The sequence below is a fragment of the Rhodoferax sp. genome, assembly GCF_030646845.1.
Classification (GTDB): domain Bacteria; phylum Pseudomonadota; class Gammaproteobacteria; order Burkholderiales; family Burkholderiaceae_C; genus Rhodoferax.
On the sequence record NZ_JAUSLE010000051.1, the window covers coordinates 20,200 to 35,895 of the forward strand.

The window sequence follows — 15,696 nt, forward strand, 5'->3', positions numbered from 1 at the left end:
ATCAGGCCGCCAGGGCCGCTGCAATGTCCCCTGCCATGCTGGCCGGTGTATCGGTCGGCGCGTAGCGCTTGAGAACGGTGCCGTCCTTGCCGACCAAGAACTTGGTGAAGTTCCATTTGATCGCCTTGCTGCCCAGCAGGCCAGGGGCCTCGGCCGCGAGCCATTGGTACAAAGGGTGGGCCTGAGGGCCATTGACCTCAATCTTGGCCATCATCGGAAAGCTGACGCCGTAGTTCAATTGACAAAACTCGGCAATCTCACCATTGCTGCCCGCGTCCTGAGCACCAAACTGGTTGCATGGAAAACCCAATACCACCAGCCCCTGTTTGCCGTAAGTCTGATGCAACTCCTCCAGGCCGGCAAACTGCGGCGTGAAACCGCAGGCGCTGGCGGTATTGACTATCAGCATCACCTTTCCCTTGAACTTGCTCAATGGCACGGACTTGCCGTCGATTTGCAGGGCGTCAAAATCGTAGACGGTGCTCATGGGCGCTCCAATTCAAAAAAGGGGGGTGCCAAGTGTCTCACTTTGAAGCGGAAGTCAGCGCTTGCCAAACGACACCACTGCCAGCAGTGAGGCCATGAGAATCAAAGCACCACCCAGCAGTGTGCGCGTCGACAACTCGCCGGTACCCAACACCACCGACGACACGCTGGCAAACACCACTTCCGACAGCATGATGAGCGAGGTGGCACTGGCACTCAGGCGCGCTGCACCGTATTGCAGGGCCAGGTTGCCCGCCAGAAACGCAAGACTGATGACCAGGGCCAGACCCGCCCAGGCCACGCCGGGTGCGGGCGGCGCGGCCACCACGCCCAGCGCCATGCCGACCAGCGCAACCCCCGTGGCCATCACCGCGCCGCCGCCAAACATGGCCAGCATGCGGGACTCGCCCGGTGTCTGATTGAGGCGGCGCAGCAGGATGTTGGTCAGCGCAAAGCTGAACCCTCCCACGAGGGCCAGCCAGTCGGCCAGGCTTTCCGGGACGGGCCAGGGTGATGCCGGCGTTTTGAGCACAATCACGACACCGGTGAGCGCCAGCGCCAGTCGCAATACGGAACCGGCCGTGGGCTTCTCACCCAGCAGTGGCCAGGCCAGCAGCACGACCCAGGCCGGCATCAGGTAGAACAGCAGAACCACCCGCACCACGTCTCCCACCGTCACCGCCCAGTTGAATCCCACATTGGTCAGGCCGGAGGCCAGCACCAGCAACCACAGCAGCGGGTGCTTCCAGAAGCCTTGCCAGGCACGAGGCCGGAACACCAGCAGACACAGCAAGGCAAAAACATAGATGATGGCGGTGGCCCACAGCGGATGCAGGCCATGGTCCTGCAGCGCCCGAAAGGGCCACCAGGACACCCCCCAGACAAAAGCATTGAGGGTCAGCGCCGTCGCCGCGAGCGCCTTATGCGGCATCAGTCATGAAAATTGTCATTGCGGGCGATGGCCAGCAGATGCTCAACCTCGGCGCGATGCTGGACGCAATTGCGTGCATGCCAGCGTCTGATGATCCACATGAAGCCGGCGATCACCAGGCCGAACGCCGTGATGGCGGCAAAGGTCGGCAGCCCCAGGCCGGTGGACAGACTGTAGGCGGCACCGAGCGTCAGGATGCAAGCCTGTTCGTTGAAGTTCTGAACCGCGATGGAGCGCCCGGCCCCCATCAGGTTGTGTCCGCGATGCTGCAACAAGGCATTCATGGGCACCACGAGGAAACCGCCCAGGGCACCCAGCAAAATCAGAAAAGGTGCTGCCACCCACACATTGGTGATAAAGATCAGCATGATGATCAACAGGCCCATGCCGATACCCAGCGTGATCACCCGGGGGCCATCTTCAAGACGCATGCGCATCGACGCCACTACAGCGCCAACGGCCATGCCAATGGCCACCACGCCTTGCAGCGCAGAGGCTTGCGTCACGCTGTAGCCCAGCGCAGCGGCCGCCCAGGCCAGCACGATGAACCGCAAGTTGCCCGCCACACCCCAGATGAGCGTGGTTGCAGCGAGGGAAATCTGGCCCAGTTTGTCGCGCCACAAACGGGCATTGCAGGTCCAGAAATCAGGCAGCAAGGAGGTGATCCGCTTGGGCATGGGACGCATTTCCACACCCGTCAGGGGAATATGGGTGTTAAACCACGCCGCAAGAAAATACAGGAATATCAAAACGCTGATGGCGGCCTCGGGCGGCGTGTCCAGGCTGGTCGTGATCAGCGGGAGGTCCACCGACAAGAGCATGGGGGCCAATATGGGCCCCACCAGCTGGCCACCCAGCAAGACCCCAAGAATGATGGAGGCAATCGTCAGGCCTTCAATCCAGCCGTTGGCTTTGACCAGCTGCGACGCTGGCAGCAGTTCGGTGAGGATGCCGTACTTGGCGGGTGAATAGGCGGCAGCACCGAGCCCCACAATCGCATAGGCCAGCAGGGGATGACTGCCAAACAACATCATCAGACAACCCAGCACCTTGATGAAGTTGCTGATCAACATCACCCGGCCCTTGGGCATGGAGTCGGCAAACGCCCCGACAAAAGGCGCGAGAATCACATAAAACAGCGCAAACATCGGCACCAATGCCGCCTGTTGCCACTCCGGGGCCTTGCTGGTTCTGAGTAACTGGACAGCTGCAACAAACAGGGCGTTGTCGGCCAGCGAGCTGAAGAACTGCGCTGACATGATGGTAAAAAAGCCGCGTTTCATTGTCTACAGGCGCGCATCAGTGACACTGATACAGGGGTTTTGTTATATGTTTCCAAACGATAGCGGGTTATAGCATGCCATCGGGATGTCAGAATCCAGAGTTCCACCAGTCACCCTAACCGCGCCATGCCTCGCCCGATACAAGCCACCATCCATACCGACGCACTTCGCCACAACCTTGAGCGCGCCCGGCAGGCGGCGCCTGATGCGCGGGTCTGGGCCATCGTCAAGGCCAATGCCTACGGCCATGGCATCGAACGAGTGTTTGAGGGTTTTCGGGGTGCCGACGGCTTTGCCCTGCTGGATCTGGAAGAAGCCCGGCGCGTGCGCGCGCTGGGCTGGCGGGGCCCCATTCTGCTGCTGGAAGGCGTGTTCGAATTGCGTGACCTGGAGCTTTGCTCGCGGCTGGACCTGTGGCATACGGTGCACTGTGACGAGCAGATTGACATGCTGGCCACACACAAGACCAACGTGCCGCACCGGGTGTTCCTCAAAATGAATTCCGGCATGAACCGGCTCGGTTTCACGCCACAGCGCTACCGCGCCGCCTGGACCCGCCTCAATGCATTGCCCCAGGTCGACGAAATATCGTTGATGACCCATTTCAGTGACGCCGACGGCCCGAAGGGCGTGGCAACCCAGATGGCAGTATTTGCAGAGGTCACACGCGACCTGCCCGGCGAACGGTCTTTGAGCAACAGCGCCGCCACGTTGCGTCACAACGTGACGGCCACGGACGCCAGCAGCCACCCTGACACGCAGGTGGCATCCGACTGGGTACGCCCCGGTATCGCCCTATATGGCAGTGCACCCGACTTCCCCCAGCACAGTGCGACTCACTGGAGCCTGCAACCCGGCATGACACTCGCTACAAAAATAATAGCTACACAGGACCTTGCGACGGGGGCTATGGTTGGCTACGGCTCTACGTTCGTGGCCGAGCGGCCCATGCGCATCGGCGTGCTGGCCTGCGGCTACGCCGATGGCTACCCAAGAGCCTGCTCGACCGGCACCCCGGTGCTGGTGAACGGCGTTCGCACCCGGATGGTGGGCCGCGTGAGCATGGACATGATCACCGTCGACCTGACACCCGTGCCCGGCGCGGGCTTTTGCAGTGAGGCAACGCTGTGGGGCCGCGCCGCCAATGGTGTCGTGCTGGATATTGACGAAGTTGCACAATGTGCGGGCACAGTGGGCTACGAATTGATGTGCGCGCTGGCTGCGCGAGTTCCCGTGGTTGTGGCCGAGTAACGCCTGATCATGCTGCCATGCCTGAAGTTGAGAGACCTTTGATGACTTACGTTCCCATCCCCGTTGCCATGCTCGAACTCGGCAAGCCGTTGCCGGTCGATGTGTGGGATCCCCAAGGCAAGTTGCTGTTGCGAAAAGGGCAACCCATACTCTCGGAGCAGCACAAGGAAATGCTGAACGCTCACCAGGCGTGCATGACGGAAAGCGACGCCAAGGCCTGGCAAAGGAGCTACGAGCGGATGATCCACACCATGCTCCGGGATGGGGCGGATGTGGAAACTATCGCACGGGCGTCCATGCCGGCAGAAATATGGGAAACAGATTATGTGGTTGGCACAGAAGTGCTCGGCGGCTGGCTGGACTTGCAGGAGATTCTGCGCGGGCTGCTGTACCAGGGCGAAGCCGCCATCACCCCCCTGCAACGACTGGAAGGCATCGAAAAGAAGGCGCTTGAACTGCTGAAGAGCGATCCTGACGAAGCCCTGTTCATCCTGTTTCAGGCGTTGGCCGACATATCGTTGGGCTATTGCGCTACCCACGCGTTGTTGTCGGCCGTCGTGTGCGAACTGACCGCTGAAAAACTGGGCCTGCCAGAGGATGCCCGACGCGTCCTGTTCCGTTCGGCCCTGGTCATGAATATTGGCATGGCCCGGGCGCAGGACAGCCTGACGCGGCAAAGTTCGATTCTCAATGACGGCCAGAAAAAGCTGATCCGGGAACACCCCCAGATAGGCGCTGAAATCCTGCAGGGCTTCGGTGTGGCCGACGAAGACCAGTTGGACATCGTGCGCTGGCATCATGAACTGGATGAGTCGCGCGGACTGGCCAGGAACTTGGAAAACCGGCGTATTTTGCGCACCGCCGACGGCTTTGTCGCCAAGATGGCGCCCCGCAAGACGAGGTTGGCCATGTCACCGCTGGGCGCCGCCAAATCCGTTTTTCTTGGCTCCGCGACAACCAGCGAAAAACTCGGGGCTGCCATGGCGACCTCGGTCGGGTTCTACCCACCTGGCACCTACGTGCAACTTGTCAACGGCGAAAAGGCGGTCGCGGTCGCGCGCGGTTCGCGCGCCAACAACCCTCACGTGGTCAGCATTGTCACCCCGGGCAACATGCCCATGAGCAACTACCTCTACCGGGACATCACCAACCCGCAGTTTGCCATTCGGTCGCCGGTCAACGCCGAAAATATCAAGATCAAAGTCAGCCAGGAGAAGGTGATGAAGGCGCGAATGGAACGCCCAGGCTGACGCACCCGGCCCCGGCCGGTTCAAGCCTTGTGCTTGCGCAGTCCCAGGGCCATCACGGCGCCCACCACCAGCGTCGCGCCGGCCAATTGCATGGGAGCGATCGCCTGCCCAAGTATGAGCCAGGCCAGAACCAGCGCAAATACGGGTTCCACATTCATGATGGGTGAACTGCCCACGACACCCAGCTTGGGCAACAGGGTGAACATGATGGTAAAGCCCGTGCCATACAAGAACGTGAGTGCTGCCAGCCCCCACCAGCCGGACACGGCATTGGGCAGGTGAAAACCGCCCTGGGCACCCACTGCCGCCAGCGCCAGCATGCCCACGATCCCCATGGTGACGGCAGTACGGACTCGGCCGTCAATGCCAGCTGCCTCATGCTGGGTCAACACCAGCGCCACGCCAAACGTGGCCGCGGCTGTCAGCGCAAATGCCACGCCCGCACCGATCTCGACCCATTGCCCCGCGGCACCAAGCCCCGACGCCGCGCCGAGCACATCGAGCGCCAATGCCAGTCCCAGCAGAATCACCGGCATGGCGAGCAGGACCGCACGCTCCGGAATGCGCCGATAAAACACCCAGGCCCAGAAGGCGGTCCACAAGGGATAGGTGTTGAACGCCAGCAACGCCAGCGCCACCGGCAAACGGGCGACCGATGCATACAGGCACAGGCTTTGCACCCCCACCAGCAGTCCGATGACAGGCAGCACGCGAAGGTGCCGGGCGGTGAACACAACGGGCACGCCCTGAATCGCCACCAGCAGGGCGACCGCCAGCGCTGTGACGAGACTGCGCACCGCCACCGCCGTGGGCACATCCACGCCGTGATTGAACGCGATGCGCGCCGCCACGTGGTTGGCGCCCATCATCAGCGCGATCAGCAGCAGCGTGGCAAACGCCGCACGATTCAGGACTTGCGGAGCTTTCGGGAGTACAGTCATTTTTTCACGGGAGGGGTTTGATGGAATTCAAGGACTATTACAGCATCATGGGTCTTGAGCGCACCGCGACGCAGGACGAAATCAAGCGCGCGTACCGCGCGCTTGCACGCAAGTACCACCCCGACGTCAGCAAAGAGTCCAACGCCGAAGCCCGCTTCAAGGAAGTTGGCGAGGCTTATGAGGTACTCAAGGATCCCGAAAAACGCGCCGCCTACGACCAGCTCGGCGCCAACTGGAAGGGCGGGCAGGAGTTCCGGCCGCCACCCGACTGGAACGCCGGTTTCGAGACATCCGGCCGAGGATTTAGCGAGCACGAAGCGGCCGAGCACAGCGACTTTTTTGAGTCCCTTTTCCGGCGTGGGTTTGGCGAAGGGCGGACGGCCCAGGCGCGCAGCGCGGCCTACTCTGCGCATGGGGAAGACCGTCACGCCAAAATCCAGATTGACCTCGAAGATGCTTACGACGGCGCCACACGCCGCGTCACGTTGCAGATGCCCGAGGTCGACGCCCAGGGTCATGTGGCGTTGCGCGAACACACCATCGAATTCACCATCCCCAAGGGTGTGCGCGCCGGACAGCATATCCGCCTGGCCGGACAGGGTGGACCCGGCATCGGACAGGGCCAGCCGGGCGACCTGTTTCTGGAAGTCGAGTTTCGACCGCATGCGCACTACCGTGTCGACAAGCACGATGTCTACCTTGATCTGCCGGTGGCACCGTGGGAAGCGGCATTGGGTGCAGAAATCGAAGTCCCGACCCCGAGCGGCCCGGTCGAGCTCAAGATCCCTCCCGGCTCGGTGGAAGGACGCAAGCTGCGCCTCAAGGGACGTGGCATTCCTGCGCGCACCCCGGGGGACTTCTACTTTGTGCTGAAAATTGCGCTGCCGCCAGCGGACAGCGAAGCGGCCCAGGCCTTTTATCGCAGCATGGCGACACAATTCAAATCCTTCAACCCACGAGTCAAACTGGGAGCACAGGCATGAGTACCAACGAAACGTTGCCGCCCCTGCGCGGCGCCAGCCTGGAGCAGCCGGGCGAACTGACCCTGATTGAAGTCAGCCGCACCTGCGCGGTACAGGTCGGATTCATCCTGGAACTGATCGAGGAAGGGGTCATCGCCCCGATCGCTGGCGACACACCTGACAACTGGCGTTTGAGCGGCACGCAGCTGCGTCACGTCACGCTGGCGTCCCGCCTGCAGCGCGACCTGGGTGTCAACCTCGCCGGTGCCGCGCTCGCGCTGCAACTGCTCGATGAGATCGAAACGCTGCGGGCGCAGATCACAGCAAGCGCGCCTGCGGCAGGCGGCGACGAGTTTTGAGCGCTTCAAACCACAACACGCTGAGCAGCCCCAACGCGACTGCCGCCAGCAACTCTGGGAGTGACAGGGCGCCAAACTGGAATAACTGCGCCAGCCACGGCTGATACAGCACCAGCACCAGAAACCCGAGCGTCACGCCGCTCACGATCCACAGCGTGCGGTTGGGTACGCGCAGCGAAGCCAGCAGGGACCCGGTGCGCGTGCGATTGGAGAAGATGAGTGCCAGGTTGCCCATGACCAGCGTCGCAAAGGTGAAGGCCCGCGCCTCGTTCTCCGTGAGTCGCGTGATGCTCCAGGCATAGGCGCCCATCACAACCAGCAGAACGCCGACGCCCTGCAATAGTGCGAGCGCCAGCGTCGTGCCACCAAACAGCTGCGCATTGGGGTCGCGCGGCGGGCGCTGCATCACGTCGGCTTCGGCCGGTTCGTTTTCAAACACCATGGAGCAGGCCGGATCGATGATCAATTCCAGAAAGGCAATGTGCAAGGGGAACAGCACCACCGGCGTACCCAGCAGCACCGGCAGCAGCGCCATCCCGGCAATCGGCACATGCACCGCCAGGATGTAGGACATGGATTTGCGCAGATTGTCGAAGATGCGCCGGCCCAGCCGCACGGCGCGCACGATCGAGGCAAAGTTGTCGTCCAGCAGCACCAGCGAGGCCGCCTCACGTGCCACATCGGTGCCGCGCCCGCCCATGGCCACGCCGACGTGCGCGGCCTTCAGCGCCGGTGCGTCGTTGACACCATCGCCGGTCATCGCCACGATCTCGCCATTGGCCTTGAGCGCCTGCACGATGCGCAGCTTTTGCTCAGGCGCAATGCGGGCGCAAACGCTCACCGATTTCATGCGCGCCTGCAGTTCGACGTCGCTCATGAGCGCCATCTCATCACCAGTCAGAATCTGGCCCGTCTGACCGGCGTCCAGTTGCGCCTGATCGGCAATGGCACGCGCGGTGGCAGGGTAGTCTCCGGTGATCATGACCACACGGACGGCCGCCGTTCGGCACTCAGCCATGGCCGCAGGAATCTCGGGGCGCAGCGGGTCGGCCAGCCCCAGCAAACCGATGAACTCAAAGTCAAAATCATGCTCGATCGCGGGCCAATGCTCACCATCAAAACGGGCTTGGGCCACACCCAGTACGCGCAGCCCCCTGGCGGCCATCGCATCGACGGCCGCCGCGATGCGCGCCTGCGCCGGGCCGTCCAGATGGCACAAATCCACGATTGCCTCAGGCGACCCCTTGGCCGCCACCACGTGCGACTCACCCTCCACCGCCATCCAGACGTGCGACATGGCACGCAGCTCAGGCGTCAATCCATACGCCTGCATCAGCGTCCAGTCACGGTGCAGATGCTCGGTGTCCTGCAGGTAGTGCTGACCCAGCCGGTGGAAGGCCTTTTCCATCGGGTCAAAAGGCTCGGCCACGCTGGCCAGAATCGAAAACTCCACCAGGGTGTGAAAGGCCTCTGGCAACTCCGAAGTGGCGGCATAGTCAATGCTCAGACTTTCGCTCTGCACATCGGGGGCGCCCTGGGCATAGAGCGCCACCACCGTCATGCGGTTCTCGGTCAACGTGCCGGTCTTGTCCGCGCACAGCACCGAAGTCGCACCCAGCGTCTCGATCGCGGTGATGCGCCGGGTCAACACCTTTTCCCTTGACAGCCGCCACGCGCCCAATGCAGGGAACACCGTGAGCACCACGGGGTACTCCTCCGGCAGCATGGCCATGGCCAGTGCGATGCCGGCCAGCAACGCGGCCAGCCAGTCGCCGTGCATCAGGCCATGGAGCAGCACCAGCGCCAGGCTTAAGGCCAACGCCAGCAGCGCCAGCGTGCGGACCAGCCGCGCCGTCTGCTTTTGCAGCGGAGAGCGTTCGACCTCCAGCTTTCCCAGCGCCGCTCCGATGCGGCCGATCTCGCTGCGCGGCCCGGTGGCCGTCACCCGCGCTGTGCCATGGCCCTGCACCACCAGCGTTCCCGAATAGACGAAAGGCAGATCGTCACCACCAGGCGCCACGGCGGCGGTCTCGATAGTTGCCGCGATCTTGCGCACCGGCATCGCCTCGCCCGTCAACAGCGATTCATCCAACTGAAGACCCGTGGCGGACAGCAGCGTGGCGTCCGCCGGCACGCGATCACCCTCCGCCAGCACCACCAGATCGCCGCGCACCACCTCGCTGCCGGCAACGCGCTCACGCCGGCCATCGCGAATCACCAGCGCGCGCGGGCTGGTGAGGTCGCGCAGCGCCTCGATGGCACGCTCGGTCTTGCCCTCCTGGTACAGCGTCAGGCCGATCATGCCCAGCACGAAGCCGAACAGAACCAGTCCTTCCTGCAATTCTCCCAGGACCAGATAGAGGGAGCCCGCTGCCAGCAGCAACAGGAACATGGGCTCGCGCATCGTCTCCCGCATGATGTCCAGCCAGGTCCGGTGCTGCCCACCGGGCAGCGCATTCGGACCTTCGTCGCGCAGACGCTGCGCGGCCTGCGCCGTGCTCAAGCCATCCACGCCATCGCGGTCGTTCAAGACCTCATCAGCCGCCGGTAAAACCATTGCTTCCCCCCTTCCACCGCGAACAAATATGAAACAAGCAGTGGCATCAGTACTCCGAAAAATGACAGTGGCAGCGCAGTAAACCCGAGATACGGCGCCAATGGACTGAACGGCAGAATCATCGCCGACAGGACGACCCCCAAAGACGTCAGCACCAGCCATCGGGTGGGATGGCTGCGCAAGGGATTGCGCCGGGTTCGAATCACGAAAATCACCAGCACCTGGGTGGCAATGGATTCCACGAACCAGCCGGTGCGAAAGAGGGTTTCGTTGGCACTGAACAGGCTGATCAGCAGGTAAAACGTCAGGAAGTCAAACATCGAGCTGATCGGCCCGATGGTCAACATGAAATTGCGGATGAAGCCCATGTCCCATCGTTTTGGCTGCGCCAGGTCTTCCGCGTCCACATTGTCCATGGGCAGCGTTATTTCAGACACGTCATACATCAGGTTGTTGAGCAGAATCTGCAGCGGCAGCATGGGCAGAAACGGCAAGAACAGCGTCGCCGCCGCCATGCTGAACATGTTGCCGAAGTTGGAACTGGTGGCCATCATGATGTACTTCATCACATTGCCAAAGGTGCGACGGCCTTCGAGGATGCCTTTGTGCAGCACCATCAGATCATTCTCCAGCAGGATCATGGCAGCCGCCTGCTTGGCCACGTCCACCGCGCCGTCCACCGAGATGCCGACATCGGCCGTGTGCAGCGAGGGCGCGTCATTGATGCCGTCACCCAGGTAGCCCACCACATGACCGCGCGCTTTCAGTGCCAGGATGATGCGATTCTTCTGTGACGGGTTGACGCGGCAGAACAGGTTGACGGCTTCAACCCGGGCGCGCAGGGCATCGTCGTTCATCGCCGCGACATCCGTGCCGGTCAGCACACCGTCGATGGCCACGCCCAGCTGGGTGCAGACATGACGCGTCACCCGCTCGTTGTCACCCGTCACGATCTTCACGGCCACGCCGCTGGCCGCCAGCGCTTTCAGGGCCGCAGCAGCGCTGGCTTTGGGCGGGTCCAGAAAGGCCGCGAAACCCGCGAACACCAGTTCACTCTCATCGGACACGACAGCGTGCGGGTGATCAATCGGCACGTCGCGCCAGGCGATGCCGAGCACCCGAAAACCCTCCTCGCCCAGACTGTCAAACAGCGCATTGATGCGCACGCGCGCGGCCGCATCGAGGACCGCCGTGGCGTCTGAACTGTCCTGGTAATGCGTACACAAGCGAACAATGTCTTCGGGGGCGCCCTTGACGACCAGCCGGCGTGCACCGGAGCGCTCGACCAGCACCGACACCCGGCGCCGCTCGAAATCAAATGGCACTTCGTCGACCTTGCGCCAGCCTGAAACGTCGATTTCCTGATGCGCCAGGATGGCATCGTCCAGCGGGCTTTTCAGGCCGCTCTCAAAGTAGCTGTTGAGGTAGGCCAGCTCCAGAACGTGCGGATCATCCTGACCATCTGCATCCACATGGCGTTCCAGCCGGATGCGGGCCTCGGTCAGGGTGCCGGTCTTGTCGGTGCACAGCACGTCCATGGCGCCCATGTCCTGGATCGCTGACGGGCGCTTGACAATGACCTTGAGAGCGGCCATGCGCAGGGCGCCTCGCGTCAGCGTCACCGACACCACCATCGGCAGCAACTCGGGTGTCAGCCCGACGGCCAGTGCGACGGCAAACAGGAACGACTCCAGCAGCGAGCGATGCAAGGCCACATTGACCAGCAAGGTGAACAGCACCAGCATCAGGGTCAGCCGCATGATGAGCATGCCGAAATGCCGGGTACCGATCTCGAAGGCGGTAGGCGGCGCCTTTTCGGCCAGACTGACCGCTATTTGACCCAGGGACGTGGCGCCGCCGGTACGCCCGATCAGCACCTGGGCCGAGCCACTGACGACGGAACTGCCCATGAAGACCGCGTCAACCGCTTCCAGCGCCCAGGCCTGCGGCGAGGCTGGGCTGGCCGGGTGATGCGACGCTTGCTGGGCTTTCTTTTCAACCGGATAAGGCTCGCCCGTGAGTTGCGCCTGATTCACGAAGAAGTCGTCCGCTTCCAGCACCCTGGCATCGGCCGGCACGAGATTGCCCGCTGACAGCATCACCACATCGCCGGGCACCAGCTCGGTAACCGGCAGTTCACGCGGGTGGCCGTCACGCAGCACAGTGGCTGTCACCGCCACCTTGAGGGCCAGCTGTTCAGCCGCGCGGCCGGCCCGGTAAGCCTGCACGAAGTCCAGCGTCACACTCATCACCACGATGGCGCCGATGATGAGGGCGCCGGTGACATCGCCCGTCAAGGCCGAGATGCCGCTGGCTGCCAGCAGCACCAGGACCAACGGGTTTTTGAAGTGCGCCAGAAACTGCCACAGCACCGCCCGTTGCGTGGCGGGTTGGAGCCGGTTGGGCCCGCACTGCTTGAGCCGTTCAGCGGCTTCGGCGCTGGTCAGCCCCTTCATTGGCCATCCCGATCGGCAGGGTGCATCGGCGCTGCGGCCTGCACGGAATTACCGCTGATGACGGGAAGAGAAGCAGTCATGATCTGAATAGCTTACCCCCAACGCCCCGGCCAAACCCAGATCGAATCGACACAGCGGCAGAGGTCTTCGCCAGATCATCAGCCTTGCTCGAATCAGTTGATTATTCTCAAAGCGGCGTTCACCCAGACGCGCATATTCGTTCAGGCAATCCGCTACCGATTGAATTGGCGGGCGCTTGAAACTCTTGTGGCGTGAAATCAAACGCCCCGCACCGTTTGCCACAAGCCCAGTGCCTGAGTGGCATGATTCGACAATCAACCCATCAGCGCCAGTGGGGAGCCTTTCATGCATCAACTTGAGCCTTTCGTTCGTGAGGCCGGCACCGGCCCTGGCGTTGTCTGCACCCACTCGAACGCAAGCAACTCAGGCCAATGGCGCGGGCTGATGGACCTTCTGGCGCCAGCATTCCGCGTTTTCGCCCCCGATTCCTACGATTCCGGCAAGAGCCCGGCGTGGCCCTCAGACCGAGTCATCAGCCTTCGGGACGAGGTCGCGCTCATCGAGCCCGTGCTCGCAAGAGCCGGCTCCCCGCTGGCGCTGGTTGGCCACTCTTATGGCGCCGCGGTCGCACTGATCGCTGCCCTGGCCAACCCGGGCCGTGTACGCGCCATGGCGCTGTACAAACCAACGCTGTTTGCGCTGCTCGACACAGAGACGCCGCCGCCGAACGAGGCGGAAGGAATCCGCAACGCAGTAGCGAATGCAGGCATTGCCCTTGACGCAGGAAATAAAGATGCCGCCGCCGAGCAGTTCATTGACTACTGGATGGGTGCCGGTGCGTGGAAACACACGCCGGATCAACGCAAACCGCCAATTGCTGCGTCGGTGACGAATGTGCGCAGATGGGCCCATGCCTTGTTCACTGAGCCGACACCGCTGGCGGCATTCCGTGCGCTCAATATCCCGGTCCTCTACATGGTGGGCAAGCGCTCGACGCCCTCGGCGCACGGCGTTGCCCGACTTCTGGCCAATGAACTGCCGCAAGTTGAGCTGGTGGAGTTTGAGGATCTCGGGCATATGGGTCCTGTGACCGATCCTGAGACCGTCAATAACATCATTGCCCGATTTCTCGCTCGGGTCTAGTTATTGCACCGAGGGTGGTGGCGAACAGTATCTGGCGGCCCTGCCCGCAAGCCATCAATACAGACCCCGCACCCGCGCATGCAGCCGCGACAAGCCCAGCAAGGCATCGGTAAACGGTGTCGGCACGCCAGTCAGCGTGGCCAGTTCTTTGACCACCGTCACCAGGGCATCCAGCTCGACGGCGCGCTCCATCTCCACGTCCTGCAGCATCGAGGTCTTGAAGGCGCCCAGCTTGAGCGTCACGGCGTGACGGTCTTCGGGCTGCTGGTCAATCGGTATCCCGATGCGCGCACCGATTTCCTTGGCTTCCAGCATCACGCTGGAGACAAAACCACGCACCAGGTCATCCCCCAGGATCAGGTCGGTGGTGGCGCCGGTGATGGCGCTGATCGGGTTCACGGTCATGTTGCCCCACAGCTTGTACCAGGTGTCTTTCTGAATCTGGTCAGAAACATCGACGTCAAATCCTGCCTTGCCCAACAGTGCGGCGAGTTGCGCCACGCGTTCGGTCCTGACGCCTGAGGGCTCGCCAATGATCAGCTTGTTGCCAAAGTGGTGGTGCACATAGCCCGGCAATATCAGCGAGCAGCTGGCGTGCACCACGCAGCCAATGACACTGGCGGCAGGGATGGCCGCACCAATCTCGCCTGTGGCGTCCACGGCGGTGAGGCGGGTGTTCTCGAAGCGCCCACCAAAACCGTGAAAAAACCACCAGGGCACGCCGTTCATGGCGGTGAGCACCACCGTGTGGGGACCGATCAAGGGGCCGATGTGGCGCGCGACTTCCAGCATCGCTGGTGACTTGACGGCAATCACCACCAGATCCTGCACGCCCAGTTCGGCGGGGTTGGCGCTGGCCTGGACGGACGCCGTCGCCTCGACGTGGCCGTGGCGGGACCGCAGCCCATGGCGTTTGAGGGCGTCCAGCGTGGCGCCGCGCGCCACCACGCTCACCCGACACCCGGCGCCCGCCAGCCGCACACCGATCCAGCCGCCGATGGCGCCGGCGCCGTAGATGCACACTTTATTGAAGTTTTTATTGATCATTTTGGCCTGTAGCCCCCGTCGAATATGCGCAATACGCTCTCATTTTGATAGCTAATGACAATCCGATCAACCGCATCAACGACGTTCTGACCGGCCCTGAAGACGGGCCACCATGTGCCTGTAAATCACCGAACCGGAGCATGACACGCTCAATAGGTCTGCCCGGCCGGGGCAGGTGCTGCAGGGGTCGCTTTAAAACGCCCCGCGAGGGCGCTGGTGTGGCGGGCCAGCAAGTAGGTATCCAGCCCGACCGCAACAAAGGTGGCGCCCAGCGACAGGTAGTGCCGGGCCAGGGCTTCGTCCGGCGTCAGGATGCCGGCGGCCTTGCCGGCCTTGACGATGCGGGCGATCGCATCCAGGTTATCGAGCGCCGTCCGGGTTTCGGCCTGCACCAGCAGGCAGACCTGGGCATTGGCCTCATGCGCATACTGCGGGTAGCGGCCCCAGCGCGAGGCGCGGGCGCCGCCCATGCCGCGAATGCCGCCGCGTCCATCGGCTTGCGGGTAGCGCATAGCGCGAACCAGTGCCGCCGCCTGCGTCGCTGTGTCCACCATGGGGACCAGCAGGGTCTGAATGCCGACGTCCAGGTATTGCTTGATCAGCATCTCGCCGACATGGCCATGGCCCATGGGCACCCGTGCAATCGCATGGGTGCCGGGGTAGCCCGCCACCGCTTGGGCCTGGGCCACCAGACAGGGCAGGTCATTCGGCGCGTGCTCGCCGTCCAGCAGCAGCCAGTCAAAGCCGGCGCCAGCGCAAATTTCTGTGGTGTAGGCGTCGGGCAAGCCAACCCACAGGCCGATCTGGGCCTGCTTGTTGGCCAGTGCTTGTTTGAAGGGGTTCACAGGGGTTTTCATGCAGACAGCTTTCAAAAAAGAACAGACAGACAGTGCGCTCCCCCCATGGGGCCGAGGAGCAAGGCCTCGCATGCCTGCAGCCGCAGCTTGCGGTGAATGAAGGGCGTGGCAACGGATTCCATTTGTTTGACACCTTAACCGACGGTCACAAT

The 15,696-nt window shown here is 62.8% G+C and carries 13 protein-coding genes; 5 read left to right on the forward strand and 8 right to left on the reverse strand.

Annotated features, from left to right (window positions below; all coding sequences use genetic code 11):
* Position 1: 1 nt before the first annotated feature.
* The 3 genes from Q7T10_RS12085 to lplT are packed head-to-tail and all read right to left on the reverse strand — an operon-like array spanning position 2 to position 2,700.
* On the reverse strand, positions 2–487 hold the full coding sequence (locus Q7T10_RS12085; RefSeq protein ID WP_304748494.1) for a glutathione peroxidase: 486 nt from the start codon (positions 485–487) through the stop codon (positions 2–4).
* Positions 488–541: 54 nt separating this feature from the next.
* Entirely contained in the window at positions 542–1,417 is an 876-nt protein-coding gene (locus Q7T10_RS12090) for a DMT family transporter (RefSeq protein WP_304748496.1), read from the reverse strand.
* On the reverse strand, positions 1,417–2,700 hold the full coding sequence (gene lplT, locus Q7T10_RS12095) for a lysophospholipid transporter LplT (protein ID WP_304748498.1): 1,284 nt from the start codon (positions 2,698–2,700) through the stop codon (positions 1,417–1,419). Before lplT ends, Q7T10_RS12090 begins: the two co-directional genes overlap by 1 nt.
* A gap of 126 nt (positions 2,701–2,826) precedes the next feature.
* Between lplT and alr the strand changes: the two genes are divergently transcribed.
* Both alr and Q7T10_RS12105 read left to right on the forward strand, forming a co-directional pair.
* Positions 2,827–3,951 (forward strand): alanine racemase, encoded by a 1,125-nt coding sequence (gene alr / locus Q7T10_RS12100; RefSeq protein WP_304748500.1) that lies wholly within the window; start codon positions 2,827–2,829, stop codon positions 3,949–3,951.
* A gap of 41 nt (positions 3,952–3,992) precedes the next feature.
* A complete protein-coding gene (locus Q7T10_RS12105; RefSeq protein ID WP_304748502.1) occupies positions 3,993–5,201 on the forward strand; it encodes an HD-GYP domain-containing protein in 1,209 nt (402 codons plus the stop codon).
* Positions 5,202–5,221: 20 nt separating this feature from the next.
* Here the strand turns inward: Q7T10_RS12105 and Q7T10_RS12110 are convergent, their stop codons facing one another.
* Complete coding sequence (locus tag Q7T10_RS12110) at positions 5,222–6,142, reverse strand: DMT family transporter (protein WP_304748504.1); 921 nt, start codon at positions 6,140–6,142, stop codon at positions 5,222–5,224.
* 20 nt (positions 6,143–6,162) lie between these two features.
* Here Q7T10_RS12110 and Q7T10_RS12115 point away from each other — a divergent pair, with 20 nt between their 5' ends.
* Entirely contained in the window at positions 6,163–7,125 is a 963-nt protein-coding gene (locus tag Q7T10_RS12115) for a DnaJ C-terminal domain-containing protein (RefSeq protein WP_304748506.1), read from the forward strand.
* Positions 7,122–7,463 (forward strand): chaperone modulator CbpM, encoded by a 342-nt coding sequence (locus tag Q7T10_RS12120; protein ID WP_304748507.1) that lies wholly within the window; start codon positions 7,122–7,124, stop codon positions 7,461–7,463. The genes Q7T10_RS12115 and Q7T10_RS12120 overlap by 4 nt, the downstream gene beginning before the upstream one ends.
* Here Q7T10_RS12120 and Q7T10_RS12125 read toward each other — a convergent pair.
* Positions 7,423–10,020, reverse strand: coding sequence for a cation-translocating P-type ATPase (locus Q7T10_RS12125; protein ID WP_304748508.1), 2,598 nt, complete (start codon positions 10,018–10,020; stop codon positions 7,423–7,425). The two genes, Q7T10_RS12120 and Q7T10_RS12125, sit on opposite strands and share 41 nt — an antisense overlap.
* The gene (gene mgtA, locus Q7T10_RS12130) at positions 9,990–12,476 is read right to left on the reverse strand and encodes a magnesium-translocating P-type ATPase (RefSeq protein WP_304748510.1); all 2,487 of its coding nucleotides are present in this window, start codon (positions 12,474–12,476) and stop codon (positions 9,990–9,992) included. The genes Q7T10_RS12125 and mgtA overlap by 31 nt, the downstream gene beginning before the upstream one ends.
* 366 nt (positions 12,477–12,842) lie before the next feature.
* Here mgtA and Q7T10_RS12135 point away from each other — a divergent pair, with 366 nt between their 5' ends.
* Complete coding sequence (locus tag Q7T10_RS12135) at positions 12,843–13,640, forward strand: alpha/beta fold hydrolase (RefSeq protein WP_304748512.1); 798 nt, start codon at positions 12,843–12,845, stop codon at positions 13,638–13,640.
* A gap of 54 nt (positions 13,641–13,694) precedes the next feature.
* Here Q7T10_RS12135 and Q7T10_RS12140 read toward each other — a convergent pair whose 3' ends face one another.
* Both Q7T10_RS12140 and Q7T10_RS12145 read right to left on the reverse strand, forming a co-directional pair.
* Positions 13,695–14,687 (reverse strand): 2-dehydropantoate 2-reductase, encoded by a 993-nt coding sequence (locus Q7T10_RS12140; RefSeq protein WP_304748514.1) that lies wholly within the window; start codon positions 14,685–14,687, stop codon positions 13,695–13,697.
* A 149-nt stretch (positions 14,688–14,836) separates the two neighbouring features.
* Positions 14,837–15,544, reverse strand: coding sequence for an aldolase/citrate lyase family protein (locus Q7T10_RS12145; protein ID WP_304748515.1), 708 nt, complete (start codon positions 15,542–15,544; stop codon positions 14,837–14,839).
* Positions 15,545–15,696: the final 152 nt, after the last annotated feature.